The organism is Alkalihalobacillus sp. TS-13 (genome assembly GCF_019720915.1).
Lineage (GTDB): Bacteria > Bacillota > Bacilli > Bacillales > Fictibacillaceae > Pseudalkalibacillus.
The window spans coordinates 18,637-44,594 of record NZ_JAHKSI010000002.1 but is presented as its reverse complement, the minus strand read 5'-3'; the positions used below and the strand labels follow the sequence as shown (position 1 = coordinate 44,594).

Annotated in this window: 31 protein-coding genes; 24 read left to right on the top strand and 7 right to left on the bottom strand. The window is 38.0% G+C overall.

Annotated elements, in window-relative coordinates; genetic code table 11:
* Positions 1-280 precede the first annotated feature (280 nt).
* The 5 genes from KOL94_RS17005 (at position 281) to KOL94_RS25905 (ending at position 3,600) form a co-directional block, all read left to right on the top strand.
* Complete coding sequence (locus tag KOL94_RS17005) at positions 281-1,120, top strand: MerR family transcriptional regulator (protein ID WP_221567805.1); 840 nt, start codon at positions 281-283, stop codon at positions 1,118-1,120.
* A 60-nt stretch (positions 1,121-1,180) separates the two neighbouring features.
* Complete coding sequence (locus tag KOL94_RS17000; RefSeq protein ID WP_221567804.1) at positions 1,181-2,554, top strand: MATE family efflux transporter; 1,374 nt, start codon at positions 1,181-1,183, stop codon at positions 2,552-2,554.
* Positions 2,554-2,769, top strand: a complete 216-nt coding sequence (locus KOL94_RS16995) for a GNAT family N-acetyltransferase (protein ID WP_260412497.1) — start codon at positions 2,554-2,556, stop codon at positions 2,767-2,769. Before KOL94_RS17000 ends, KOL94_RS16995 begins: the two co-directional genes overlap by 1 nt.
* A 153-nt stretch (positions 2,770-2,922) precedes the next feature.
* A complete protein-coding gene (locus tag KOL94_RS16990; protein WP_221567803.1) occupies positions 2,923-3,243 on the top strand; it encodes a YciI family protein in 321 nt (106 codons plus the stop codon).
* A 102-nt stretch (positions 3,244-3,345) separates the two neighbouring features.
* Positions 3,346-3,600: an alpha/beta fold hydrolase gene (locus tag KOL94_RS25905; RefSeq protein ID WP_483298092.1), complete on the top strand. Its 255-nt coding sequence runs from the start codon at positions 3,346-3,348 to the stop codon at positions 3,598-3,600.
* 175 nt (positions 3,601-3,775) lie between these two features.
* On the opposite strand, the gene KOL94_RS16985 is transcribed toward KOL94_RS25905, so the two are convergent.
* A complete protein-coding gene (locus KOL94_RS16985; protein WP_221567802.1) occupies positions 3,776-5,134 on the bottom strand; it encodes an aminotransferase-like domain-containing protein in 1,359 nt (452 codons plus the stop codon).
* A gap of 139 nt (positions 5,135-5,273) precedes the next feature.
* On the opposite strand from KOL94_RS16985, the gene blaOXA reads away from it, so the two are divergent.
* Positions 5,274-6,077, top strand: coding sequence for a class D beta-lactamase (blaOXA, locus tag KOL94_RS16980; protein WP_221567801.1), 804 nt, complete (start codon positions 5,274-5,276; stop codon positions 6,075-6,077).
* A 173-nt stretch (positions 6,078-6,250) separates the two neighbouring features.
* On the opposite strand, the gene KOL94_RS16975 is transcribed toward blaOXA, so the two are convergent.
* Positions 6,251-6,727 (bottom strand): DinB family protein, encoded by a 477-nt coding sequence (locus KOL94_RS16975; protein ID WP_221567800.1) that lies wholly within the window; start codon positions 6,725-6,727, stop codon positions 6,251-6,253.
* Between the two features lie 142 nt (positions 6,728-6,869).
* On the opposite strand from KOL94_RS16975, the gene KOL94_RS16970 reads away from it, so the two are divergent.
* The 11 genes from KOL94_RS16970 (at position 6,870) to KOL94_RS16920 (ending at position 15,789) form a co-directional block, all read left to right on the top strand.
* On the top strand, positions 6,870-7,772 hold the full coding sequence (locus KOL94_RS16970; protein ID WP_221567799.1) for a LysR family transcriptional regulator: 903 nt from the start codon (positions 6,870-6,872) through the stop codon (positions 7,770-7,772).
* 53 nt (positions 7,773-7,825) lie between these two features.
* Positions 7,826-8,569 (top strand): GNAT family protein, encoded by a 744-nt coding sequence (locus KOL94_RS16965; protein WP_221567798.1) that lies wholly within the window; start codon positions 7,826-7,828, stop codon positions 8,567-8,569.
* Positions 8,570-8,711: 142 nt separating this feature from the next.
* Positions 8,712-9,146: a GrpB family protein gene (locus KOL94_RS16960; RefSeq protein ID WP_311775184.1), complete on the top strand. Its 435-nt coding sequence runs from the start codon at positions 8,712-8,714 to the stop codon at positions 9,144-9,146.
* Positions 9,147-9,260: 114 nt separating this feature from the next.
* Positions 9,261-9,572 carry a hypothetical protein gene (locus tag KOL94_RS16955; protein ID WP_260412496.1) on the top strand — a complete coding sequence of 104 codons (312 nt, stop codon included), beginning with the start codon at positions 9,261-9,263 and terminating at the stop codon, positions 9,570-9,572.
* 411 nt (positions 9,573-9,983) lie between these two features.
* Positions 9,984-10,418, top strand: coding sequence for an SRPBCC family protein (locus tag KOL94_RS16950; RefSeq protein ID WP_221567797.1), 435 nt, complete (start codon positions 9,984-9,986; stop codon positions 10,416-10,418).
* Positions 10,419-10,566: 148 nt separating this feature from the next.
* Positions 10,567-11,979 carry a bifunctional metallophosphatase/5'-nucleotidase gene (locus KOL94_RS16945; protein ID WP_221567796.1) on the top strand — a complete coding sequence of 471 codons (1,413 nt, stop codon included), beginning with the start codon at positions 10,567-10,569 and terminating at the stop codon, positions 11,977-11,979.
* Between the two features lie 39 nt (positions 11,980-12,018).
* Positions 12,019-12,408: a DUF4306 domain-containing protein gene (locus KOL94_RS25810; protein ID WP_221568238.1), complete on the top strand. Its 390-nt coding sequence runs from the start codon at positions 12,019-12,021 to the stop codon at positions 12,406-12,408.
* Positions 12,409-12,862: 454 nt separating this feature from the next.
* Positions 12,863-13,531: a potassium channel family protein gene (locus KOL94_RS16935; protein WP_221567795.1), complete on the top strand. Its 669-nt coding sequence runs from the start codon at positions 12,863-12,865 to the stop codon at positions 13,529-13,531.
* Positions 13,532-13,534: 3 nt separating this feature from the next.
* Positions 13,535-14,860, top strand: coding sequence for a TrkH family potassium uptake protein (locus tag KOL94_RS16930; RefSeq protein WP_221567794.1), 1,326 nt, complete (start codon positions 13,535-13,537; stop codon positions 14,858-14,860).
* Positions 14,861-14,919: 59 nt separating this feature from the next.
* On the top strand, positions 14,920-15,099 hold the full coding sequence (locus KOL94_RS16925; protein WP_221567793.1) for a hypothetical protein: 180 nt from the start codon (positions 14,920-14,922) through the stop codon (positions 15,097-15,099).
* A gap of 60 nt (positions 15,100-15,159) precedes the next feature.
* Positions 15,160-15,789, top strand: coding sequence for a sulfotransferase family protein (locus tag KOL94_RS16920; RefSeq protein WP_260412494.1), 630 nt, complete (start codon positions 15,160-15,162; stop codon positions 15,787-15,789).
* A 274-nt stretch (positions 15,790-16,063) separates the two neighbouring features.
* Here the strand turns inward: KOL94_RS16920 and KOL94_RS16915 are convergent, their stop codons facing one another.
* From KOL94_RS16915 to KOL94_RS16895, 5 genes are all read right to left on the bottom strand, one after another.
* Positions 16,064-16,225 (bottom strand): hypothetical protein, encoded by a 162-nt coding sequence (locus KOL94_RS16915; RefSeq protein ID WP_221568270.1) that lies wholly within the window; start codon positions 16,223-16,225, stop codon positions 16,064-16,066.
* A gap of 16 nt (positions 16,226-16,241) precedes the next feature.
* Positions 16,242-17,441, bottom strand: coding sequence for a Ger(x)C family spore germination protein (locus KOL94_RS16910; protein WP_221567791.1), 1,200 nt, complete (start codon positions 17,439-17,441; stop codon positions 16,242-16,244).
* Positions 17,434-18,540, bottom strand: coding sequence for a GerAB/ArcD/ProY family transporter (locus KOL94_RS16905; RefSeq protein ID WP_221567790.1), 1,107 nt, complete (start codon positions 18,538-18,540; stop codon positions 17,434-17,436). The genes KOL94_RS16910 and KOL94_RS16905 overlap by 8 nt, the downstream gene beginning before the upstream one ends.
* Entirely contained in the window at positions 18,537-20,120 is a 1,584-nt protein-coding gene (locus KOL94_RS16900) for a spore germination protein (RefSeq protein ID WP_260412493.1), read from the bottom strand. The genes KOL94_RS16905 and KOL94_RS16900 overlap by 4 nt, the downstream gene beginning before the upstream one ends.
* Positions 20,121-20,684: 564 nt before the next feature.
* A complete protein-coding gene (locus tag KOL94_RS16895) occupies positions 20,685-21,467 on the bottom strand; it encodes a sulfotransferase family 2 domain-containing protein (RefSeq protein ID WP_221567789.1) in 783 nt (260 codons plus the stop codon).
* Positions 21,468-21,723: 256 nt separating this feature from the next.
* Here KOL94_RS16895 and KOL94_RS16890 point away from each other — a divergent pair, with 256 nt between their 5' ends.
* From KOL94_RS16890 to KOL94_RS16860, 7 genes are all read left to right on the top strand, one after another.
* Positions 21,724-23,001, top strand: a complete 1,278-nt coding sequence (locus tag KOL94_RS16890; RefSeq protein ID WP_221567788.1) for a sensor histidine kinase — start codon at positions 21,724-21,726, stop codon at positions 22,999-23,001.
* Positions 23,002-23,004: 3 nt separating this feature from the next.
* The gene (locus KOL94_RS16885; RefSeq protein WP_221567787.1) at positions 23,005-23,205 is read left to right on the top strand and encodes a hypothetical protein; all 201 of its coding nucleotides are present in this window, start codon (positions 23,005-23,007) and stop codon (positions 23,203-23,205) included.
* A 54-nt stretch (positions 23,206-23,259) separates the two neighbouring features.
* Complete coding sequence (locus KOL94_RS16880) at positions 23,260-23,658, top strand: VOC family protein (RefSeq protein ID WP_221567786.1); 399 nt, start codon at positions 23,260-23,262, stop codon at positions 23,656-23,658.
* Between the two features lie 64 nt (positions 23,659-23,722).
* Positions 23,723-24,184, top strand: coding sequence for a DinB family protein (locus KOL94_RS16875; RefSeq protein ID WP_260412529.1), 462 nt, complete (start codon positions 23,723-23,725; stop codon positions 24,182-24,184).
* A 96-nt stretch (positions 24,185-24,280) separates the two neighbouring features.
* Entirely contained in the window at positions 24,281-24,652 is a 372-nt protein-coding gene (locus KOL94_RS16870; protein WP_221567784.1) for an iron chaperone, read from the top strand.
* A 193-nt stretch (positions 24,653-24,845) separates the two neighbouring features.
* A complete protein-coding gene (locus KOL94_RS16865; RefSeq protein WP_221567783.1) occupies positions 24,846-25,241 on the top strand; it encodes a VOC family protein in 396 nt (131 codons plus the stop codon).
* 148 nt (positions 25,242-25,389) lie between these two features.
* Positions 25,390-25,902, top strand: coding sequence for an AAA family ATPase (locus KOL94_RS16860; protein WP_221567782.1), 513 nt, complete (start codon positions 25,390-25,392; stop codon positions 25,900-25,902).
* Positions 25,903-25,958: the final 56 nt, after the last annotated feature.

The following is a 25,958-nucleotide window of genomic DNA, read 5'->3' as shown; positions in this document are numbered from 1 at the left end:
CCTCGATTTTATGGTTTTCTACATTTAACCATTGATCTTCAACATTCTTTCACTGTAGAACCCACTTAGATAAAGAAGGATTTTAGTGCTCATATCTAGGATTAAGGAATAAGTGAAATATGCATTAATTTTGGAAGTGTATAATTATGGAATAAGATACCAATATGTAGATTGAAAAATATTGCTCAATTTCATTTTGGAAGAAGGTAATATCCAAACACACTAAAATAAATAGGAAGCATCTATATTTCTAAAAAGATGGAAAAAAGGAGGTATTTGAATGAAGCATCGGTTCCGCATCGGGGAGGTGGCCAAACTATTCCAGCTCTCCACCTCTACGCTTCGTTACTATGATGAAATCGGGATTTTCCAACCTAAATATACAGATCCTGACAGCCAATATCGTTACTATACCATTGAACAATTTGTCGTACTCGATACAATCATCTTCCTGAAGAAAAATGGATTTTCTATTAAGGATATCCAGCAACATATAGAGAAGCGGACCCCTGAGAACACTAAAGGGCTCTTGGAACGAAAGCTTAGAGAAGTGGAGGAAGAAATGGAGAGGTTGAAGAAGGTTTCTGAAAAAATCCAAGGCAAAATCGCTACGATCGAAGAGGGACTTTCCCTTCGCGCTAACCCTTCGTTGATGTATCGTTGGTTTCCGGAACGTGCAATTTCTTATCTATACAATGATACACCAATCGATTTGATAGAAGAATCTGATGCATTGTATTTAAAGGACTTAGAAAACCTCTCCTTAGCTGGAGTCGATTATGATGGATTTTTTACAGGCGATTTTGGAACGATCGTCGAGATCGATAGTCTTAATAAGGAAGGGCATGTGAAATATCGAGCTGTCTTTGAATTGCTTCATCATAAGAAAGTAGGTTTAAAGACATCTTATTTGGATGAGGGGATGTACGCATGTTATCCACACCGCGGTCCGTATGAAACAATTAAATCTAGCTATTCCTCTGTCTTAAATCGTCTTCAGCAAGACGGCTATCGCGTAGCTGGGGCCCCACTCGAAATATCAATGCTCGATGAGTCTGTTATCCAGGACGAAAATGCATATATGACCTGGATTCAGATTCCGGTGGATGAAAAGGATTGACCTTCAAGTAACTTGAAGGTTTATACTTTCTCTTGTAAGAACTTGCAGGAGGAATGACAGATGAATGGAACGCATGAAAACCTGAAACATCAATCAGTAAAAAAAATATTTTTTCAATATTTCTTTCCATCGTTAATAGGAATGATGCTGATGTCGGTAAATATCCTGATCGATGGAGTGTTTGTCGGTAACGGGGTAGGATCGGAGGGGCTTGCTGGCGTTAATCTCGCCATGCCGGTATTCTCGTTGATTTTCTCAATTTCGCTGTGGATTGGCATTGGTGGGGGAACTATTTATTCCATCTATATCGGAGGGGAGGATGCTGCTAAAGCGAGGAGTATATTTTCACTGGCCCTTGCCAGTGCACTGGTGTTTTTATTAGTAGTCGGAGTGATCGGTTATCTTAACATAGAGGTAATTGCGAATTTACTTGGAGCAAACACCGATACTTTTTCTCATACCGTCGAATACTTGACGACTCTTTTTCTACTAGGTTGGTTGATTGCTCTACAGCAGCTACTCAGCATCTTTGTCCGCAATGATGGCAGCCCAACTTTGTCGATGGTCGCCCTTTGCGTGACTGCAATCGTTAATATAGGCTTGAACTACTATATGATTTTTATTTTGGAGCTAGGTGTCTTTGGAGCGGGAATTGCCACTGCACTCGCAAGTTTAGGTGGGTTACTCGTTCTCTTGCTCCATTTCTTAAAAAAGCAATCGAATTTGCGGAAGCCTTCCTTCCGATGGTCATGGCGCCTACTTGGGAGCATTTTCTCGATTGGATTTCCAAGCTTCCTTGCTGAAGCAGGAACTCTAGTATTCGTCGCCGGCTACAACCTGGCGATAGTAGGCTTGCTTGGCACGGAAGGAGTCGCTGCTTTTTCAGTCGTGAATTATTTGCACGGCTTCATGTTCCTTTCGTTCTTTGGCATTGAGTCAGCACTGCAGCCCATGATCAGCTACTATCACGGTGCCAAAGAAAAAATCCGTATAAAAGAGAGTGTGAAGATTGGTGAGAAGGCATCATTCATGCTTGGGGGAAGCCTGCTTCTCATCGGTCTGTTTGCTGCTCCTTTGCTGGTTTCGCTATTTGGACTGGAATCTGATGAGATTCATAAATTAGCTGTTGAGGGAATTCGGTTATTTTTTGTTGGTTATCTGTTCCTTGGTTTTAATTTTGTTTACATGACCTATTTTCAGTCCATCGGTGAAATTCGTCCATCGATTATCATTATTCTTTTAAGAAGCTTTGTTTTTATCTTAGTGCTACTATGGGTGCTGCCAAAATTCATTGATATCGCTGGTGTCTGGCTCGCACTCCCGCTTTCTGAAATGCTCGTTGCTTTGCTACTCGTCTTCTTCACGAGAAAACATGTAACAAGGCAAAAACATGTGTTAAGTCAAAGGGCGAGCATTATCACTTGGATCCAATGATGTCAGGACTAATTAGTTTATTGGAATTTACTTTTAATGAGTTAAATCTGTACAAAGTATATTTGCGGGTGTTTTCTTTCAGTGAACGGGCAATAAAGTTATATCAAAAGCTTTGGTTTTATAAAGAAGGAGAATTAAAGGAACAAGTTTATCGGGATGGGGAATGGCACGGTGTCGTTTTTATGGGTCTTTTGAAAAGAAACTATAAAGAATGAGAAAAGTGTCTTCCGGTAAATGGTGCGATTGATGCACAGAGATCGTACGTATTACCTAAGAATAGAGCAGCATTGTGGAAGAAGGTTTGAATAAACGATATAATCATAGAGGGAACGAATGTTCTTGTAATCTTAGAATTTGGGGGATCGTTTATGAGAAAATTTGTAGCGGTTTTAAAAAATAAAAGGAAAGGTGAACTATCAGAGAAACTATTAAGTCAGCATATAGAACATCTGCAAAAGTTGAACAAAAACTCAAAACTCTTTATTTGTGGTCCTATTAAGGATGATGATAAGGCTATGCAAATATTAATTTGTAATACCATTGACGAGGCAATAGATCTTGTGGAGAGTGACCCTTTTGTCAAAGAGGGTTATTATGGTGATTATGAAATATATGAGTTAATTGAAGCAAATGAGGATAACAATTGGTTGGCCGATCTACCTCAAACTCTAAAAAATTTAAAAGAATAAAAATATGTTTCTATTCAATTAAGATTACTGTACAAGGAACCGACTTTATCGCATAAGAAAAGTTATACGATACAAGCAGCAGACCAACCATTTTTGGAGCGTATGATGCTTAAATATGATCTTACTACGAACCTACAACTACAACATCCACCTTTTGAAAATCCAGTCCTTATTTTTGCTGGTCGACAAGACCATATAGTCGGGTATCGGAATCAATGGGAATTTGCATTGGACTATCCTAGAGCAAGCTTTGTAATGTTAGATCGAGCAGGGCATAACCTTCAAATTGAACAGACTCAAGTTTTTAACACTTTAGTTAACGAATGGCTAGATCGAGTTGTGGAAAATAATATATAGAATTTAGATTCTTCTCAGGTTTACATAAAAATCACAAGGAGAGAGGTGGATGCCATGAACTGAGTTTTTCATATGAGGAAAAAATGAATAAGAGGAAATCCACCTCCTATGAAGTAAACTGCAAGTTATCGTTATTGTTCAGTTGACTAAACGTAAATTCAACAGTGTAGGGTTATTAGACTAGTGACACTCCTTTAGCTAACAACTCGCGAATTCCTTCGCCAATTTTTTCAATGCCTAACGTGATGTTCTTGTCTTTGACCTGAGACACACTCAGGCGGATCCGGTTTTCTTTTCGGTATTTTGGGAGATACATAACTGTTGCATCCTGTACGCGTACATTTTTATCTTTAAGATGATCGACCAGCTTCCTCGCTTTCATTCGTTCTGGTAGTTCTATGGTTGAATAAAAACCTGATTCTCCGCCAGTAAATCCAGTTTCTGGAGGCAGGTGCTCAAGGTAAGCCTTTTTGAGAAGGGCACCTTTCTTCTTGTAATATCGTCTGAGCTTCTGAATATGCGCCTTGTACATCCCGCTTTGTAAGTAGATTTCCAGAGCCCCTTGTGTGATGACAGGCGTGTGGACATCTGCTGCAAATTTAGCTCTAGAAAAGCTGTCAAGTAAAGCTTCAGGTAAGACGGCAACCCCAAGCCTCAATCCAGGCAATAGGACTTTAGAGAAACTCTTTGTATATATGACCCTCCCAGACGGATCATAGGCAAACATTGGATCCGCCTTTCTTTTTGTATCCAGATCCCCCATATAATCGTCCTCAATGATGTAAACGTCATATTTTTGTGCCAGTTCTACGATTTTCTTTCTTTCATGATTGGAGTAGCTATACCCTGTAGGATTCTGAAATCTCGATACTGTGTAGAACAATTTGATTTCATTTTCTCTAAAAATTTGTTCCAAGCGGGTGAAGTCAATTCCCTTGTTCGTGATCTCAATTCCACTGACTTTCAGTTCACGGGAGGATAGAGATTGTATGAAGCTAGGGTGGGTTGGCTGTTCAGTGCAGATTTCGGTTTTCCCATTTGGAAAAGGAAGGGAGATGAGAAGATCAAGGGCCTGCTGCGAACCGGACACGACACAGATCCGTTCAGGTGGAGCAAAAACCTGTAGATCCTGTAATTGTTTTGAAAGCTGTTGTCGTAATTGATCCAGTCCCAGGGGTTCTGAGTAATGAAACATTTCCTCTTTATAGAATTCAATTGCCTGGTTCATACAATGCTGGTAATCACGGTAGGGCATTCGACTTCGGTCAGGACCAGCAGAAGAAAAATCAATCAGCTCTTTAGGTGATGTGTTACTTGACTGATGACTCCCCACAAGAAAATAACCACTCTTCGGCACCGAATAAATCTTATGCTTTTTCTCCAACTCAGCGTAAGCTTTAATGACTGTATTGATGCTGCATTGGAGCTCTTTGGATAATTTTCGGACCGAAGGAAGACGCTCACCGGGATTTAGGAGTCCTTCGTTAATTCTTTCCTCGATTTCTTTTATTGTTTCTTCGTATTTCTTTTCCATTTTTGCTTCCTCCCTGTCAAAACTGTAAGGGTACAGATGACAAAAACATTGCTTTCTGAGCTCAAGCTTTATGAGTATAGTATAAGTTATCAACGACTGGGTGACTATCATGTGAAAATACCAATTAAGGAGGAAGAAAATGAAGATTTTTCGTATAGGGTTGTTTGTATTACTTTCACTCATGCTTGTCTGGACTGGGATGTCAACAGATACGAGTGCCAAAGGTAAACATGAAAAAAAGTTAGCCATTGAAGCGGTATTCAACGGAAAAGATGGGACGATGGTACTGAAAAATCTTAAAAATGACAGCGTTTTTGTGTACAACCAGAAGAGAAGTAGAGAAAGGTTCACTCCTGAATCAACTTTCAAAGTGCCGAACGCATTGATCGGACTCCAAACATCGGCAGTTAGAGATGAATATGAGGTTAAACGGTGGGATGGTATTACAGGGGAATTTGAGGCCTGGAATCGAGATCATACACTGGCTTCAGGCATGAGACATTCTGTGATCTGGTACTATCAAGATATGGCCAGTGATATCGGGGTTGAACGTATGGAACAGTATGTAAACCTCATAAACTATGGAAATCAAGATATCTCTGGGGGAATCGATACATTTTGGCTGGACAGCAGTCTTGAAATTACTGCTAGAGAGCAAATGGACTTAATCGAAAAATTAGTCAGAGAACAACTACCCTTTGAAGAAAAACATCAGAAAACGGTTAAACGGATGATGATTGATGATGATCAAGATGAGTACACACTCCATGGAAAAACTGGAACAAGACTTTCAGATTTTGGTTTAGGCTGGTATGTCGGTTTTATCACCACAAAAAAAGACACCTTGGTGTTTGCTGTAAATATCGATGGAACTGGAACCGAAGCTAAAAATATTGTCGTAGCGACCTTAAAGCAGATGGGCATCATCAGTGAAGAACACTAAGCGATACAAAAAGGGACGTGCTTTCCTTAAGCCGTCCCCTATGTTAATAAAAATTTCCCACGTTCGGGAACTTATCACCCAGCTTGAAATGAAAACGATCGGTTTACCGTTGCCCCAATCCTTATAGTCGCGTATGATCATCGGTCTCAAAGTATGGTATTAGAAATGCATCCTTACACTTTTTGATATTGGAGTACTTTTAATAGACATGAAACCGTAGCAAAGTGCATCGATTCATGGACAATTGCAAAGTTGAATACCTCTCCAAACGTTTCAAATTTCAGCGGACCTAGTTCTATCGGCGGATCCATTTGTTTGTCGAACACGCTGGGATCAATATCAGAAAAGCTGGAAAGCTGCCTTGTTAAATTTTGAATAAGCTCTTCTTTTGTCGGTGGGATGTCACTCCAATCAGCTGGCTTTGTTCCGGGCTTAAATAATTGTGCGTAGTGATCTGGAAGTCTTGAATCAATGGATAGACCTAATGAAAGAAAGTACTCATTGACGAAGGCGATATGTCCGAGATTCCATCGAATAGTATTATTGAATGGGTCGGGTTGGACATCGAACGACTCCTCGGGAATCGATTGAACCTGGTGAATAACCATTTGGCGGACTGATGTAGACATACTTAACAATGCATTAGACATAATGAAACCTCCATTCATTTTTTGAAAATTCAAACAAACGATTACAACGTAAGTATATCTACCCCTAAAGAGTTTATCAATACAGTGTTTCTTATCATTATGATAAGTTATAGTTATGAAAATATTTGGAAGGGGAGTTAACATGGAATTGCGGCAGTTGGAATACTTCATGGTCATCTGCGAGGAGCTTCATTTTTCAAGAGCAGCAGAGAAAATCATGGTATCACAACCTAACCTGAGCCAGCAGATCAAGTTACTGGAAAGTGAATTGGGTGTCCCCCTCTTTAATCGCATCGGTAAACGGATTACGATTACTGAAGCAGGTGAACTATTATATGAACAGAGTAAGCATATTTTTTCACATTTAAAGCAAGCTCAGGAAAGCATTTCGGAATTGAAACAATTGAAGGGTGGTTCTCTTACCATCGGAGTCTTGCCTGGTGATGCCGACCTTATGTTCAATTCGTTGCTTTTTGATTTCCACGGAACCTATCCGGATATTTCCTTATCCCTAGTTGAAACAAGCAAAGTGACGGACCAAGTCATTGAAGGTAAGATTGATATAGGTGTAACGACATCCCCTGACCCCGATGAACGGATTGTACAAATTCCGCTTTTTCATGAGGAATTCTCCTTAGCTATCTCAAAAGAAACAACACTTACAAAGAAAAAGTCGATTCAACTTGCTGATTTGCACGAGATGAAGACAGTGATGTTTCACCCTGATCATCAGTGTCGGCAATTAATTGACCAACATTGTCAAGAATTGGGATTCCGAATAAAACCGAAAATTGAAACAACAACCTTATCATCATTGATTACCATGGTTGAAAAGGGAATTGGAGTAACCGTTCTGCCTAGACTTCTACTAGAAAATCTTCACGATAAAAACATTCAAGTGATTAAAATAATCAAACCCACACCAAGTCAGGACATGTGTCTTATATATCGGACTGATAAGTACCTAGGATTTGCTGCAAGGACATTTATACAAGCAATAAAGGATTACATTCAAACCGCCAAAAGGAATGCACTGACTTCTTAGTGGATATAAGACGAACACGATCATTAGGCATCACTCACAAAAGGAGGCTAAGAGTGTTTAGAGGATTAGGAACTAAAATTCTCGACGGATCACCAAATTATTTTGTGGTAGAGGATATCGGACAGGTATCATCTACATCCCAATTTGAAAAATTTCTACAGGACATATACGAATTTGTCCAAATGAAGGATATTCAATCTGTCACAATCGTTTTAAACGAAAAAGAAGCATCGAACAATGATTATCTTCATTTACTGGGGGATTACGACTTTTCGAAACACGACACACAATATTTTTATAAACGAGACCTGAATTCTTTAGAGGTCTCCGAACAGGTAACATCCATTGAACTAAAATCTATTGAACAAACAAGCGATAACTTATTTAAAAAGGTATGGAAAGAAGTTGTAACCTGGTCCCTAAACGCTCCTTCATCACTTTCCATTGAGAAGGAATTTGAAGGCATGAAAACTGAACTGGGTTCGAATTACATAAAAAACTGTTTAATCGCTTATCATGACAAAGATCCGATCGGGATTACAATACCACATATAGAACCAGGAACTGTTGATGAAGGAAGACTATTTTATTTTGGATTGATTCCTGCATATCGAGGTAATAAATTGGGGATGACACTCCACAAACTTTCTTTGCAATTTCTCAAATGTATAGGAGCTACATACTACATCGGTGCAACAGGACATAAAAATATTCCCATGGAGCGTATCTTTCAGATTAACGGTTGTAGAATGTTTGAAAAGAAAGTCATCTACAGATTGAAAAGGCATCCTACTTGAATTTTGATATAGTGAAAAACTGCTCTTTAATCAATGTGACACATCCAGCTACTCCCGCAAATATTTCTCGCATATTTTAATCTTCAACAATCAGGGGCATATCTGAAATATGGAAGGCTTTATCATAGGGAGGTGTTTAAAAGTGAGAAAAGTAGAGGTTTGTCCTTATGATGAGGAATGGCCGAAGATGTTTCATCAGGAGATGATTAAACTACAAGGCATTTACGGGTTGCAAATAGTTACTATTCATCATATTGGTAGCACATCAATAAAAGGTATAAAGGCAAAACCGATAATTGACATAATGCCAGTGGTTAAAGATATAACAGAAGTAGACAAATTTAATGATCAAATGAGAGTAATTGGATATGAACCCCGAGGTGAAAATGGAATACCAGGTCGAAGGTATTTCCAAAAAGGTGGAGCGGCCAGAACTCATCATATTCACATTTATCAACAAGGTGACGTACAGATTGAACGCCACTTAGCTTTTAGAGATTACTTGAGGATAAATAGTGAACTAAAGAATAAATACGGAAATTCAAAAGGAAAGGTTATCAAAACAATTTCCTTATGATATTGCATCTTACATAAAAGGTAAAGAACAGCTGGTATCTGAAATAGAGAAAGAAGCTTTAATTTGGTATCGATTAAAAATTCGATAAAACACGAAACAGGTGATATCTATATAATGAACATTCAAGTAAATCTTAAAGATATAATTGAGAATATGGAAATACAGTTTGATGAGTCGAGAACTTTTATAAATATAATAACTGGGGAGATAGTGGTAGTAACATCAGAAGAACTGAGAGCTGCTGAAGATGATGAACCATTCGATCATCTTTCTGATTGGCAACAAGAAGATAGAAAAATTGCTATTGATGTTGTTGAAAATTTTGAGGATTACAAGGAACTCCCAACAAAATATGAAATTAATGAATACAAAATTATGGAAGACTTTTGCCTATCAGTTAGTAATGAAAGAAAGCAAGAGATATAGATCTATTAGGGGAAAGGGTGCTTTTAGAAGATTCAAGAATAAAATCGTCGAGCTTAATATTGAAGATCAATGGTATTCTTATCGTAACGAAATGTTTAAACAAATTGCAATTAGATGGTGTAAAGACAACAACATAAACTTGGTTGAATAAAGGTAGCAAGAGCTAAATCTGGATTATAATTCTGCATTTGAATAATCGTTCTAGCTGAAGATACAAACAGGTGATCACTGGAACAAACTTTTCTTCTGTATCACATAAAAACTGGGCCAGTAGTCTTCAACAGAAAAGCATTTCTTCAAGAAGGAGAAATGCTTTTCTTGTTGAACTAAAGTGTAGGTTCCTTAGAGGGAGAGGAGGATCGATCTGCCTGAGTGCTTTGAAATTTTATTATAGTAAGGAGGATCATGAAAATGGAAACAGGCAATAAAGTGACAATTACAGTAGAGACGACAGTTCAAATACCTGTTGAGGAAGTATGGAAATATTGGACAGAGCCGCAGCATATAACAAAATGGAGTTTTGCATCGGATGATTGGCATGCTCCAAATGCCGAAAACGATTTAAGGGATGGCGGAAGATTCCACACCAGAATGGAAGCGAAGGACGGTAGCTTTGGGTTTGATTTTAGTGGTGTCTATGACGAAGTGAAAATACACGAGTTGATTTCCTACACGCTTGATGATGGAAGAAAAGTCACGATACGTTTTGTTCCTCAGGAGAATGAAACGAAGATCATCGAGACGTTTGAAGCAGAAACTGACAATCCAACTGAAATGCAAGAAGCAGGCTGGCAAGCGTTTCTTGACAACTTTAAGAAGTATAGTGAAACCACCAATAAAGCTTAGGTAGATAAACTTTTTATTATCAGGGTCTTCAGTATTAGAAGGGGCATATCCGAAGCAGGATATGCCTCTTTTTTATGAAAATAATGATTGAGTTAGAGTAGATGATTTGAAATAATTGGTATTAAACAAAAGGTAAAGGGGATAACACATGAAACAGGCTATCACAATCATACATACAAATGATCTTCACGCGAATTATGAGCAATTATTAAGACAGGCTGCATACATAAAGAAACGGGTAAAAGAGCTCAAATCTGGAAATGAGAAGTATCTCCTTTTAGATGGGGGAGATCATCTAGATATGAGCGTCAATGAGTGTTTGGCCACTCAAGGCAATATACATTTAGAGATGTTAGCAGATGTTGGATATCATGCGATGTCAGTAGGGAATAATGAAGTTTTACGTTCGACTCCAGAACTGATTCGAAAGCATAGTCTTGAAACGACCGTTCCATGGTTGTTGCTGAATTTAGCTGAAAGCGATGGATCTGCCATTGGAGGAATGAAAGAATCCCTAATATTAAAAGCAGGTCAGTTGAAGATCGGGCTTTTCGGGGCAACCGATCAATTCGGAGACCTTTATGAGAATAAGCATGGTTTTCGTAATCGAGATACAGTGACTTCAATAAATAAAGCGGTCGACGACTTACATGATCAAGGGGCTGATTTGATCATTTTCCTTTCACACATGGGGTACGAAGCTGACCTTGAATTGGCAAAGAAATTAAGCGGAGTAGTTGACGTGATTGTTGGCGCGCACTCCCATACGGTTCTTGAAAGTCCTATTGAGGAGTCTGGTGTGATTATTGTCCAGGCCGGATCTCACGGGAAATATGTTGGAGAGCTGCGACTTGAAATTGATCTGGCAAATAAAAAAATAGAAAAGTATATCGGTAAATTAATAGAAATCAATCTAGGCTCCGAGCGTGATCCTAGCATGAGTGCGATATTGGAACAGGGGCGCAACGAAACGAATGAGTTTCTATCAGAAGTATTATCTTATACCGAAGAGCTTCTATCACATGAGGCTGTCATCAAACTCATGGCAGATGGAATACGGGAATTTTGGGATGCGGAGATCGGTATCATGTATGGTGGAGCGGCTATTGGGGGGCTGGAAAAAGGCGAATTGACGAGGGGCAAGGTTTTGGATATTTGTAAAAGCATGCATTCTCCTGTGTTGATCGAAATGAAAGGGAAGCAGATTGCAGGTTTAATTAAAGATCATTTGAGAGAAGAAATCACTTCTAAGAAGGTTTACGGAAATGGGTTCCGCCCACACGGGATCACGATTGGATCTTTAGGATTTTCTGGAGTTTCATGGACAGATCAGAATGGCGACATCTCAGAGATAAAGGTGAACGGAGAACAATTACAAGAAGAGCGTGTATACACGGTTGGCAGCGGAACACCACTGTTGTACGAAGAAGTATGCGGGTATGCATCTGTCAAAGGTTGTAAAATGATTGATATCGGTAAAACGTTGATGGTGAAAGACGTATTCATGATGTATTTGAAGAAAAGGAATAAATTGAAGATGGATAACGTGTCCATGATCTAACAAATGAAAGAAGGTATTAGTGAATGAAATACGCAATTTCTGTGTGCATTAACTATTTTAGGTTTATCGACATTTTCAGCCTGGTATGAAGGAAGTGAAATTAGAGACGACCCCTGGGAGTGGGAACACTCTGCTATTTTTTCTAAAATAATGAATGGGGAAATTTCAAGTAAGGTCGACATATCTCAATTGGACCACTTTATATATGCAGCAAAATTCAAACCGTTCTTTCCAATTTTAATTCTGTTGAGTCTCACCTATATGGTAATGATAAGTGTTTTCGCAATTTTGAAACATAACACTAGAAGATTGATCGTAGGATACATATCTATAGGGACTTTATCTTTCCTAACAGCATCAGCAGTATTGATTCTCCAACAAACGGCGGCGGGATTTTCACTTCACTCTTTATTGCTATCGGTATATTAAATTTATTATTATCTCTACTATTCTATTTAAGAGTTAAGAAAGGAAATGGAAACATAGTTAAGTTTTCTTAAATAGGAAGCGGCTTATCCTAAAGGTCAATGTTCAATTTAAAGAGGCATATCCGAATAAGGATAAGCCTCTTTTTTGTTTTTATCTGCTTCTAGCTCAGTTTGTTGCCGATCAGCTTAAATCATAACAACCTCTGTGTTTTTTATATTTGCTTTTTCCAATATTTCATCATGCATAGGATTTCCTTTTATCAAAATCACATTTTGACTTGGATATAAATTTTATTGATTGGTATATTGTAATCAGTTAGAAGAGTAACCTTGAGAACGATTCACTTGTATACGTTTATTAAGATGTGAAACCTAACATACTAGAGTTAAAGCGATTGTACAGACTATTCTTCACAATGGTCTTTTTTTAGGTCAGTGTACAAGGAGATAATCAATTGAAAAATTTTGAAAATAAACAATTTGCGGTTCTTGGACTTGGGCGTTTTGGTGGAAGTCTCGTTAAAGAATTTCACAGGCTTGGGGTAGAAGTCTTGGCTGTGGATATTGATAGCGATAAAGTGAGTAAGCATAGTGAACTTGCAACGCATATTGTTGAGTTAAACACTGTGGATGAAAATTCGATGGAAACATTAGGAATTCGGAATTTTGATTATGTAATTGTTGCTTTAGGAGATAATTTACAAGCGAGTATTCTAACAACACTCCATTTAAAAGAACAAGGGATAAAAAATGTATGGGTGAAAGCCCAAAATGAATATCATCATAAAGTTCTTGAAAAAATCGGAGCTGACAGAATAATCCACCCTGAACGTGATATGGCAATCCGAGTGGCTCATCATATTGTCTCAGAAAAAATAATTGATTACATCGAGTTATCCAAAGAACACAGTATTATGGAGGTAGTTGCGACAAAAAAGGTGGCTAATCGCTCGCTATTACAATTGAATACAAGAGCAAGGTATGGTTGTACCATTATTGCCATCAGAAGTGGTAAGGACATTAAGGTAGCTCCCTCTGCTGAGGAAATTATTTTGAAAGATGACATCCTTGTATTGATTGGTCATAACAAAGATTTAAGCCGATTTGAGGAAGAAGGTGTATAAAGCATGCAGCCCAGAAGATATGTGATTAATTTTAGCCCTCCCCAATTCTTATCCCTGATTTTCCTTTTTTTTATTATTCTTGGGACATGTTTATTAAGATTACCTAATGCCACAACTGGAGGAATCACTTGGATGGATGCATTCTTTACTGCAACCTCAGCAATGACCGTAACAGGGCTTATTGTTGTAGATACCGGACAAGCTTTCACTTTTTTCGGTGAAATCATTATTCTTTTTTTAATCCAAATTGGCGGACTGGGTATCATGACTTTTGCTGTCTTAATCTTTCTTTTATTAGGTAAGAAAATTGGAGTGAAAGAACGGTTACTCGTAAAGCAGGCCCTCAATCAGACCAATATTGGTGGAGTGATTTATCTAGTAAAAAGGTTATTTTTCTTTTCTATAATAATAGAAACGATTGCTGCATTATTTTTGTTCCTGTATTGGGCACCACATATGGGATGGAAACATGGACTTTATTCTGCTATTTTTCATTCGATCTCCGCTTTTAACAATGCTGGTTTTTCGATTTATTCAGATAGTTTAATACGTTTTGTAGGGGACCCGATTGTTAATTTGATCATTTCCATCCTGTTTATAGTTGGTGGGATTGGATTTACTGTTCTTTTTGATATCTTCAAAACGAGTCATTATCGAAAACTATCCCTACACTCAAAATTGATGTTGGTGGGTACATTAATAACTAATATTTTGGCAATCTTCATCATCTTTATTTTGGAATACAATAACCCTGGAACCCTGGGCAACTTATCTTTCTCCAATAAAGTATGGGCATCATATTTTCAAGGAGTAGTCCCAAGAACTGCAGGATTCAATACGATTGAAATTGGAAATATGGATGAGGCAACTCTATTTTTAATAATGATACTGATGTTTATTGGGGCTGGAAGTGCTTCTACCGGGGGCGGAATTAAACTGACCACTTTTTTGGCGATGGTTTTATCTGTAATCACCTTTCTAAAAAGAAAAGAAGATATCATGGTTTTTAGGAGGTCGATTACAGACCGGATTATTGTCCGTTCTCTTGCGATTTCGATTATCGGAATATTCGTCATATTTCTAGGCGTTTTTATATTAGATATAACAGAGAATGCCCCCTTCATTGCAATTCTGTTTGAAACCATTTCTGCATTTGGAACAGTAGGATTGTCTATGGGCTTAACAGGAGATTTAACAGAGGTTGGGAAACTGGTTATTCTTTGTATCATGTTTGTGGGAAAAATCGGACCTTTAACATTGGCTTTTTCTCTGGCATACCCTGATCAAAATGGAATTCGTTATCCGAAGGAAGAAATTTTAACTGGATAGGATAATTTCATCGATTATGGTTAAAGCTGCGGGGACGGTTGTTCAATAGCCAAAGCAATGTGACGAGCAATATTTTCAATATCAATGGGAATTGTATTGAATCTGAAATCGTTTCAGGTAAATCTGTAGCAATTGCTCCGGGAAATATGATGGTTATACGATTATTGTTAGCGAACTCTTATTTCCGAAGACCTACCGTAATCGCACGTACAGCTAAGAAAAACGCCGTTCCGAACTAAATGGATTTTATATAAAATATTAGAAAGTCTTTCATATAAGATGGAGAGGAAATAAGAGGAATGATCATATCCCATAAATATAAGTATATTTTTTTGAAAACGAAAAAAACGGCAGGGACTAGTATTGAAATTTCATTGTCAAGGTATTGTGATGATCGTGATATTATCACACCTATAATGCCTGAGGATCAGAAGATTAGAGCTGCACTGGGGAAATACCCACAAAACGATCAAATTGGTCCAACTAATTTTTATAATCACGATTCTGCAAATAAAATAAAGTCTTTGATAGGGGAAGATATTTGGAACTCTTATTATAAGTTTTGTTTTGATAGAAACCCTTGGGACAAAGTTATTTCTTTATATTATTTTCTTGTAAGAGACCCTCAAAAAGAAAGTTTTGAGGAATTCTTGGAACGTGAAGGCTATAAATATGCATATAACTTCCCTATATACACAATCGATAACAATTCAGCAGTCGACTACCTTGGGAAATATGAAAATTTAGAAAGTGATTTGAAATCAATTTGTGATAAGATTTCTCTTCCTTTCGATGGTTGGTTACCAAAGGCAAAAGGTAACTTCAGGAAAAACCGCCTACATTATAGTACGCAATATAATAAGCATCAAAGAGAAGTAATTCGAAATTATTTTAAAAAAGAGATTGATTTATTCAATTACACATTCTGAGACTTATAAAAGCTGGTAATACAGATTTCCAAACTATTACATGAGCTCAATTTGGATATAAATTGCGAGAGGGAGAACGGTGGTACCCGAACGACTATTAGAGCCATACGACAAAGTCCGAGAGTTGGATAATTTAAAAAATGATCTTCCATTGACAGGGCATATCTTAAATATGGTATGTCCCTTTTTCAGGAAATTAAATTCTTAAATTGAAATAATTGGTTCTAAGGTAATAGAGCAAGTGAAAGAGCAGAAATGGTGAAGTTTTAGAAGCTTAGTCAGGCTGTTTTTTTCCATGATGTTTCTTCCATGGTGGATCTGCGTAATCATGAAGCTTTTGGTTGAATTTATAAATAACCATAGGAATCAATAACGATCCTATCGTCGAATAGATAATTAAATTAGTTGGGAATCTACCCAGTATTTTCTCCCACACCTCAGCCATCCTCCTTCTATTGATCACTACTTTCAATTACAGCTCCAGAATTTCGTACAAAAGCTTTAACTTGAACATTGATGGTACTTTTTGAAAAATAGTTTTCCCCTTGATCCCAGTTTTGTTTGATCCTATTCCATGTTTTATGATCTTCTCCCTGCAAATGACCACCAAGTCCAAGAGAATCAGCTTTTAGATCTTTTTGAAATGTATGAATCGTTTTCAACACTTTCCGTTCAACTTCTTTTTCAATGGCATTTTCGACTTTTTTCATCATTTTTGAATTTGAGTAATCGAGGGGTACAAATGATTCACCGATAATACCTTCTGTTTGGATTTCGATATTGAAATGGATATTCTCTTTATTTTTCACATCCACGTTAATAATACTCCGAGCATTCTTTACATCATACACCACCAATTGCTCCTTGACTTTTGCTTTTATAAATCCCCCTTTATACTTCCCTGTAATGAAATTGAGGCCTTCTATAACGTCTCCGCTAATAAAATCAATCATTTGATTGTTGTTTCCTTGAAAAACAGCAGCTCCAGTCATGCTGAGTGTTTTACCGTCAATGGCTACTTTCGGAATGGTGAAGCTATTTTGGCCAATCAGATATTGGTGAATGGCACCAATCCTTACCGGTGGATGTATTTTCGAATTTTTCCCTATATTTTCGGAAATGGATTTTAAATTCAACGCGGGTAGATTTTCAGGCCTTGCCGGCATGTCCAAAATAGGGCTTGCTTCGCCTTCTGAAATCATTACAATCATTCCCCTCCGCATTTCATCATCCCGTATGAACAGATCAAGAATGTTCTCGAAAGCCCCCGGGGTTTTTGCCAACTTATCAGATATAATGATTACTTGCATATGTTCTGCAAATGCCGGACGACTTTTGTTTGCCGACAGGTTACGCGCTTGTATAAGCAAACTGTCACTTATCGTTGACACATTATCATAAGGTTTTTGTGAACCTCCACCACTTTGTCCAGAGGTCCCCATTGAAAAGTCTCCTGGAACAACATATTGCCATGTTCCTTTATACTGATATTCACCTTGTGGGTCGTCTGATTCCTCTTCTATACCTTCGAACAAATCGATTGCCACCCCGATTATAAACCCGCGGTCTTCAATTTCTATCTGGTCCCAACATCCCGTTAGAAAGAGTGGAAACACTATGAAAACAATCAAGTAAAGTTTCGTTTTAGTCATTGCCCTTGATCCCCCTTACTTTAGCAAGAAGCAGTAGAACAGATGGAAGAAAAATCGCTAATCCTGCATTCGAAACATTCATGTATTTTGATAATTTATCCACCTCAGTCAAATCTTGTGGGAACATGGCAATAAGGTAAATAATTGGTGTAAGTACAAAAATGATCGTGATTTTTTTTACCTTTTGAAACAAGGAATTGACAGCCATCAGTGCTACATCGTAAGCCAGCGAAGTCGTATTGAAGATAGCCATGATCCATATCGTAAAGAACAACGACTCGAAACGCCCCAAAAAGCCTCCTGGTACTTCTGCTTCTTTAGCCAATTCTACTGTAGGATATACAAGAGTAGATGTAGTATCTGCATTGAAAACTCCTATGGCCATTAAATATAAAAGAAGGTAAAGCCCTAAAGGAATAAACACTCCGTAAATAGCAAATTTGGGCGCTTTTTTGGGCCTTTTAACGAACCTCATATAAAACAAGAGCCCTGAGAAACCGCTAAGAGCAAAAAAACATTCTTTAGCACCCTTCAAGTATCTTTCCCAGCTTGTAGTGAAAACGGGGGTTAAATTTTTTGTTTCAAAATATTGGATATCTAACAACATCAATAATAGTGCTATAACAAGAATAATCGGCAAAAATAAGATGTTCAATCGTATGATCCCTACTCGAGTTCCTGAAACTGCATAAACAACCACCAACAGAAAAAGTAAAGCAATAACTTCTATAGGGGTCTGATCAAACAGATACTGCTTCGCAATAATGGCAATGACTCTGGTTTCATAACCAGCAAGGGTAGCATAGTAAGCAGCAAACCATAACATGATTACTGTGGCAATAGGTTTTGAACAAATCGAAGAAGCGAAAGTAAAAAAAGACTGGTTTGGAAAACGGGCTGCCAATTTTGCTGTAATCCATATAAAGAAAGTGGAGAAGGAACCTGCAATCAACAATGAAACCCAGCCATCCGAAAAGGCTGTCGTACCTGCAAGCTGACGTGGAAGAGTCAGTACTCCGACTGCTATCATAAAAGAAGCTACAATGAAAAGGATTTCCACTTCCCCGATTTCTTCATCTCCATAATCAAAGGGTCTCATGGACTTTTCCTCCCCTTAGTAATGCCAATTCGTTCCGTATCTTCAGTCTGTAAATATTCAGGCCGTTTTGAAAGTGCTGTAATAGGTGCCCTGAAGATAAGATCTTTCCAATCCTGAGTAAAACCGGGGGCAAAGGGTGTTGAATATGGAACCCCAAAACTTTTTAAATTTACCAGATGGATATTCACGATAATATAGCCTAATATAATTCCGTAAAGACCAAATAGCGCTGCCGCACCCATAAACCCGAAACGGAGTATCCTAAAAGCAAAAGCTGTACTGTAGGAAGGCATTGAAAAAGAAGAAACAGCTGTAACCGCAACGATAATAACCATAATGGGACTTACGATGCCGGCTGCAACCGCCGCTTCACCAATAACGAGTCCCCCCACAATCCCAATCGTTTGCCCGATAGGTTTAGGCAAACGGATCCCAGCTTCCCGTAACAATTCCATCGTCAATTCCATTAGAAATGCCTCCATGTATGCAGGAAAAGGAACACCTTCCCTGGAAGCAGCAATGGAAAATGCCAGCTTGGACGGAATTAACCCTGGATGAAAGGAAACCAGGGCTATATATAAAGAAGGTAAAAAAACGGCAATAAACGCACCGATATATCGTAATAGACGGATCAATGATGCGACGATCCATCGTTCGTAATGATCCTCTGGCGACTGGAGAGAATTTCCGAACGTAAATGGAGCTACAAGGACAAAGGGTGTTCCATCCAATAATATGGCGACTTTTCCTTGCATGAGGTCTGCACTTACTTTATCCGGCCTTTCTGTATGGGAGAGTTGTGGGAATGGAGACAAAAAATTATCTTCTATCCATTCCTCAATGAATCCTGATTCTTGGGCATCATCCAGGTCAATGGATTTTAGCCTTTGATTCACTACCTTGACAATCTGTTGGTTGACAACCCCATCTATATAAGCAACAACAATATCTTTTTTTGAACGTCTTCCTATTTGATAGGATTTAAGCCTTAAATTGGAATCACGAATTCGACGTCGAATTAGGGCGATGTTTGTCTGTATATTTTCAACAAATCCATCTCTCGGTCCCCTGATCAATGCCTCAGAGATCGGCTCTTCAATTGCCCGATCTTTCCATTCCTTGCTTTCTATGGTTATAGCGTGGTCTATACCATTAACGATAAGCACTGTATCCCCAGAAAGTAAGGCATTCGATACCTTATCGAGTGAGATGGCTATTTCAACTTTCCCGACTGATAGAACCTTGTTATGGAGCTGATTGATAAGATCAATCGCACGATAAGATTCATTTTCATTTTCCTCTAATGCGTTTTGGATATTATTAATGATATGATTATTGATTAACATTTTGTCAGTTAAGCCTTCTAAATAAACAACTGCACAGCGATGATCTGTGTTTCCAATCTTAAATTCCCTGATGATCAGATCATTGGGCTCATCCAAAAGCTTTTTAACATTAAGGAGATTTGCATCAATTTCAGTGAATAATTCATTTGAAAAGTCATCATGCTCCTGTTGGACAGGCTTTCTAAGTTTCTTTTTTCGTCTTCTATTTATTTTATAAAAGGGAATGCGATCCAAACCTTCATCCTCCTCTAAAAATTCTACTGAATAGCTGTTTATGATTTAATACAGATCCTAATCTCCTTTAAGTTCGATAGGTTTACTTTTTCCAAAAAGATCTATATTACCCGTGTATTTAAATATTTGGTAAATATACCTATATCTCTTTGTATACCTCAGACAGGATTGATCGTGTAATTAAATACATGCATCTTTTATATCGAATGCTGAAGTGTACTTAGATTGAATCAATAAGTTTTTAATTTGATAAAAAGTAATAGTAAACGGAATGGATTAAAACAAGTATATGTAGTGTGCAAAGGGAGCGGGATTAGTGGTGAAAAACCTTATATTTATTTTGGAACCATAACCGAACAAAATTAATCGAATAAGCTGACCGTCTGTATAAAGTAAAAAAGCTCAGATCTGAGCTTTTTTTTCTAGTGAATTTATGCGAGTATCTGTCTGTGTATATATAGAGTGATCTGCCTTGAGATTTAGGCTGTAAAATCCAATTTCATACCTCAATTGGGAACCGCTACCAATTATTCATCGCATTTTTTATTATTTTGCATTTAAAACTCAGGATATCATCTTTTGATTATAGCCATACTTTATAAAATCCATCTTATAGATTTCTCTCACTAATTCCATTGTTTCTTGATCGTAGAAATTTTTGTAGGGTGGTAATGATTGATTAAACGATGCGATCGACATTTTCGTATTGGCGAAAATGCGACTGTCGTTCTCATCCATTTTTTGAGTAACATGATGAGGCGACTTAATGATGTCGTTTAGAGGGGATTGTAGAAGATTATAAGATTTTTCGATCTGTCTTATCGAAGTACTGAAGTTCTCTAATTCAATGTAATTTTGGACGAATAATTCTTCACCATCTAAATATTGCTGAACCATGTGTCCATTGATTTTTCCTCGTTCAACTCCAAAACCTTTAATTCGATACAAGAATTGTTTGAACGATAATCCGTCTTCCATACCTGGAGCGATAATGTTTAAAAGGTCTTCGCTCCTAACAGTGTGGAAAAATGAACTAACCGCTCGTGTGTATGGATTACGGACAAGTTTATAAACATCTTTGCTCTCATGTAAAAGATGCTTTCGAATCTTCAATGTATGGTTCTTTTGTTTATGAATCACATTCAATCTATAAGTATGAATATTAACATCATAATTCAAGGCCTTTTCTAAGAGTCCGATTTGATAGAGATACCATTTTACGAGTGAAGTGCAGCCGCATTTTGGACTCCAAAAAAATAGGATTGGAAACTCATCGGCAAAAAGTGGGAGGGGTGGTGTGATTAACTTGTTTGCAACAAAGCGGAGTTTGGGATCGATCATCGACATTTTTTCTACCTCCATAAGGATTGTCCAACTACTTAGATTTTACATAATATGATAAAATTGGAGAATGCGTGAATACCGAGAGCCTTTAAACCAGATGATGAAAAATTCAATTAATCTATTGCATTTCAGATGTATGGGCTTCTCAAGAATCACATTGGTACTCCTTTCTATATACATAAATGGAAATTAGGCTTATAATTTATCTTGAATTAAAGATTTTTTGAATGAAAAGTATTATGCTTTGGAGGCATTTCTAATGGACAATTCCCATTTATTTTATGGCTTACTCATCAACCTCCTTGTCATGCTGATCATTATTTTATTAGTCAATTTTTATACGTTATCAAAACAAGGTACTACCAAATTACCTTTCCACCCTTTTCATATTTTCATCACTTGTGCGATTCTCATTTTCTTTAGTCTTACACTATCCGTAAAACTAGATAATGGATTTGTCTATGATTTACGCTATATTCCATTTTTGTTAGGTGGGGTATACGGTGGGAGGAGGGTATTACTCGGGTTAGCTGGGACACTGATATTGATTCGCCTTCCGCTTTTAGGACCTGGGGTTATCGTCACTGTTATCCTTACAATAATGTCATATTTTGTAATCTTATATTTTGCTCCTAAATTATCAGCAAAACCATGGACGATAAGAGTGTATTGGTTTACATTTTTTTCGTTTTGTTACTCTATTTTCGCCTTTTTGATACCTTCCTTGTTTTATGACTTTCATGATTTCACTTCGTTTTTCATTTATTCAGGTACGTTGACTGGATCAACCTTCTTTGTTTTTTATTTATACGAAATGATAAGAACGACCTATATCCTTCAATTGGAATCAATCAAATACGAAAAAATGCATGTTGTCAGTCAACTTGCTGCAAGCATGAGTCATGAAGTCCGAAATCCATTGACGACTGTAAAAGGATTCTTGCAGCTGATCCATGAGAGCCCAATGGATACCCAAACGAATCAAGACCTTTCAAAGGTTGCCGTAAGTGAAATTGATCGGGCAACGGACATCATCAACCAATACTTGACTTTCGCAAAACCCCATCCGGAAGTAGAAGTGGATTTGGATGTCAGCGAAGAGATTACAAGATGCACGGAAATTGTCATGCCGCTTGCACTCAATCACGGTGTCATGGTTGAGGTAGATTTACTGCACGAACACTCGATCACAGGTGAACCGAATAAACTCCAACAAGTTTTGATCAACATTTTGAAAAATGGCATCGAAGCGATGGAATCAGGAGGAATATTGACAATCACCAGTTATGAAGAAGATCACAAATTATTCATCGTCATCAAAGATTCTGGTATTGGTATGACAGAAGAACAAGTGACCCGCTTAGGCGAACCTTATTTTTCCCTGAAAGGTAAGAATGGGACGGGGCTTGGTATGATGACGGTCTTTAAATTGGTTCATGTCATGAATGGAACTATAAATGTTTGGAGCAAGTTGAACGAAGGAACAACGATAACATTGTCTTTTCCCATAACAGAACAGTCTAGTATGAAGGTTTAAGTATTGCCTACGGTTAAAGGCTTTACAACAAAATATCATAAATTGAAAGGAGAGGGAATCGACTGGATTGTATTGAACATACTATTCATTCTATATGTAATTTACAGCCTTTCTACCATAAAACATCAATTAAATACGATGTCAAAGCATTTTAATATAACAGAAGAAGAGAGCAAATTGATCAACAATGAGGAAATTGAATAGGAATTAGAAGAAGATTTTAAAAAGTGAAGGTAAATAGAAGGGAGTAGATTGATAGTGGAAAAAGTTATACCATTCTTGATGTTTCAAGAGGGGAATGCGGAAGTAGCGATGAATTACTACACGTCGCTCATTGAGGATTCAGAAATCACGAGTATTGTACGATATGGCGCGAATGAAGCCGGCGATGAAGGCACTGTCATGCAAGCTACTTTTACCTTAAAAGGGCAAGAATTCATGTGCATTGACAGTTATGTGAAACATCAATTCTCGTTTACACCTTCTTTCTCCATCTATATTGTGTGTGATACTGAAGAAGAAATTAACACACTTTATCAGAAACTCCTTGAAGGCGGAGAAGCACTAATGCCTTTAGAAGATTATGGGTTCAGCAAAAAATTCGGTTGGGTGAATGATCGCTTCGGTGTATCCTGGCAACTAAACCTTCTTAAATAAAGGCTTTGTTAATCTTCATTGTTGATTAAAAAAATTAAAAGAGGAGTGCATGACGGTGACTCGAATGAACTTGATCGTAAATGTACTGGATTCAACGTTTGAAAAGGAAAGTTGGTATGCACCGTTCAAACACGCAATTGAAGGGATCACAGCTGAACAAGCCAATTGGAAACCAGCTGGAGAGGCGACAAAATCAATCTGGGAAAACGTCAATCATCTCATGTACTACAAAGAACGGCTTGCCGCAAACTTGGAGGGACGAGAGTGGACACAAAACCTCGATGGTGATGAAACCTTTAATTACACAAAACGATCCAACGATGATGAGGAATGGAACAAAGTTGTTGAACGTGCCGAAAATGCTCATCATAGTTTGCGAGAGTTGCTGAGTAACACTTCTGATGAAGAGCTTAATCGAAAGTCACTTGAAGAGAAGCTGCTGGACATTTTTCTCCACGACGCCTACCATACGGGTCAAATTATTCAAATCAGAAAAATGCAAGAATCCTGGCCATCGCATCGTTGAACAATCCTAATATGGTAAAAAGCACCTTACTGATCAAAACTCGGTGGAGGCGCATCCTGGACGGCTACTCTAAACGATATTTTAGGAGGGAACAACATGGAAGCTTTTGCAGAATTTTTAGAGCATATTGATAACCCGAAACATCAGGCCCGAACGGAAGAAGTTTTGGCATGGATCACTAAGAAATTTCCAAATTTAATGCCAGAAGTCAAGTGGAATCAGCCTATGTTTACCGATCATGGCACATTTATTATTGCCTTTAGCGTAGCCAAACATCATTTGGCTGTTGCCCCTGAAAAGGCAGGGATTGATCATTTTTCAGATGAAATTGTACAGGCTGGCTATGATCACACCAATCAGTTAGTCCGTATTAAGTGGGAGCGTCCGGTTGATTTCTCATTACTTGAGAGAATGATCGAGTTTAATATGTTGGATAAGGCAGACTGTTCAACTTTTTGGCGGAAATAAATTATGAGCGTGTAAGCAAACACTTTTTTGGAAAAGCGCGATTGAGGAAAGGGATTGAATTTCGCAAAAATCAACAAAAAGGATAACAAAGCTTAAGTCAAAGAAGGAGTATTCAATCTATTGTGAGAAATATACAGTTAAAGGATACATACTAGAAAGATATATCACAGTATTTAATATTTAGGAGGAAATTATGGGAAGACTAGTTCATTTTGAAATTCACGTGGATGACATGGAACGGGCTAAGAATTTTTATGGAGAGGTATTTGGATGGAGATTTGAAGATTGGAGCGAGTATGCTGGGATGCCCTATTTCGGAGCTGTAACTGGTGATGAAAAAGAGCCTGGAATTAACGGGGCTTTGATGCAGAGGCAAAGTGCTCCTCCAGAAATGAACCAGGCTGTGAATGGCTATACTTGTACAATGGGAGTGGAAGACTACGATTATATTGAATCTAAAATTATCAATAATGGGGGCAAGGTCGCAATGCCTAAATATGCTTTGCCTGGAATGGCATGGCAGGGATACTATATTGATACAGAAGGAAATATCCTTGGAATCCATCAACCGGATGAGAACGCGAAATAGATTGTTACTTTGTGAAGTGTAAATTCAAGGACCCTTACTCAAGGGTTCTTTTATTTAACAGGTTCTATTAGCATTCCTGGTTGATTTCTTGGAATGGACCCTGCTTTTTTGGTTCTTAATAAGTGTGATACTTCAGGGGGAAATCATTATGAATTCTGAAACACATAACAATCCTAATTCAACGAAAAGGAATGTGCTGAGGGTTTTAGTCACTGGAATGTCCGGAACCGGAAAGTCGACGGTATTGGAGAAACTTAGTGAACGAGGTCATCGTGTGGTGGATACTGACAGTAAGGTATGGAGCCATTGGGTCAATCTTCCGGACAGTTCTGCCGACTGGGTATGGCGGGAAGATATGATCAATGAACTTCTTACTGGGCATCAACAAGGCAAACTATTTGTTGCTGGTTGCAAATCAAATCAAGGAAAGCTCTACCCATTGTTCGATCACGTTGTCTTGCTTAGCGCGCCTGCCGATGTAATTCTCACCAGGATCGCTGAAAGAGAGAACAATACTTATGGGAAAAGCCCTGAAGAGAGAGATCTCGTACTGCGTCATCTCGATGAAGTCGAACCGCTGTTACGTGCAACAGCAACAACCGAGATCGATGCTTCCGCGCCACTTGACGTTGTAGTCCAACAGCTAGAACACTTGGATTAAATGTTGAACCTAATCCCTGTGCGATGGGAATCCATCCTGAAGGTAATGTTTCTTCT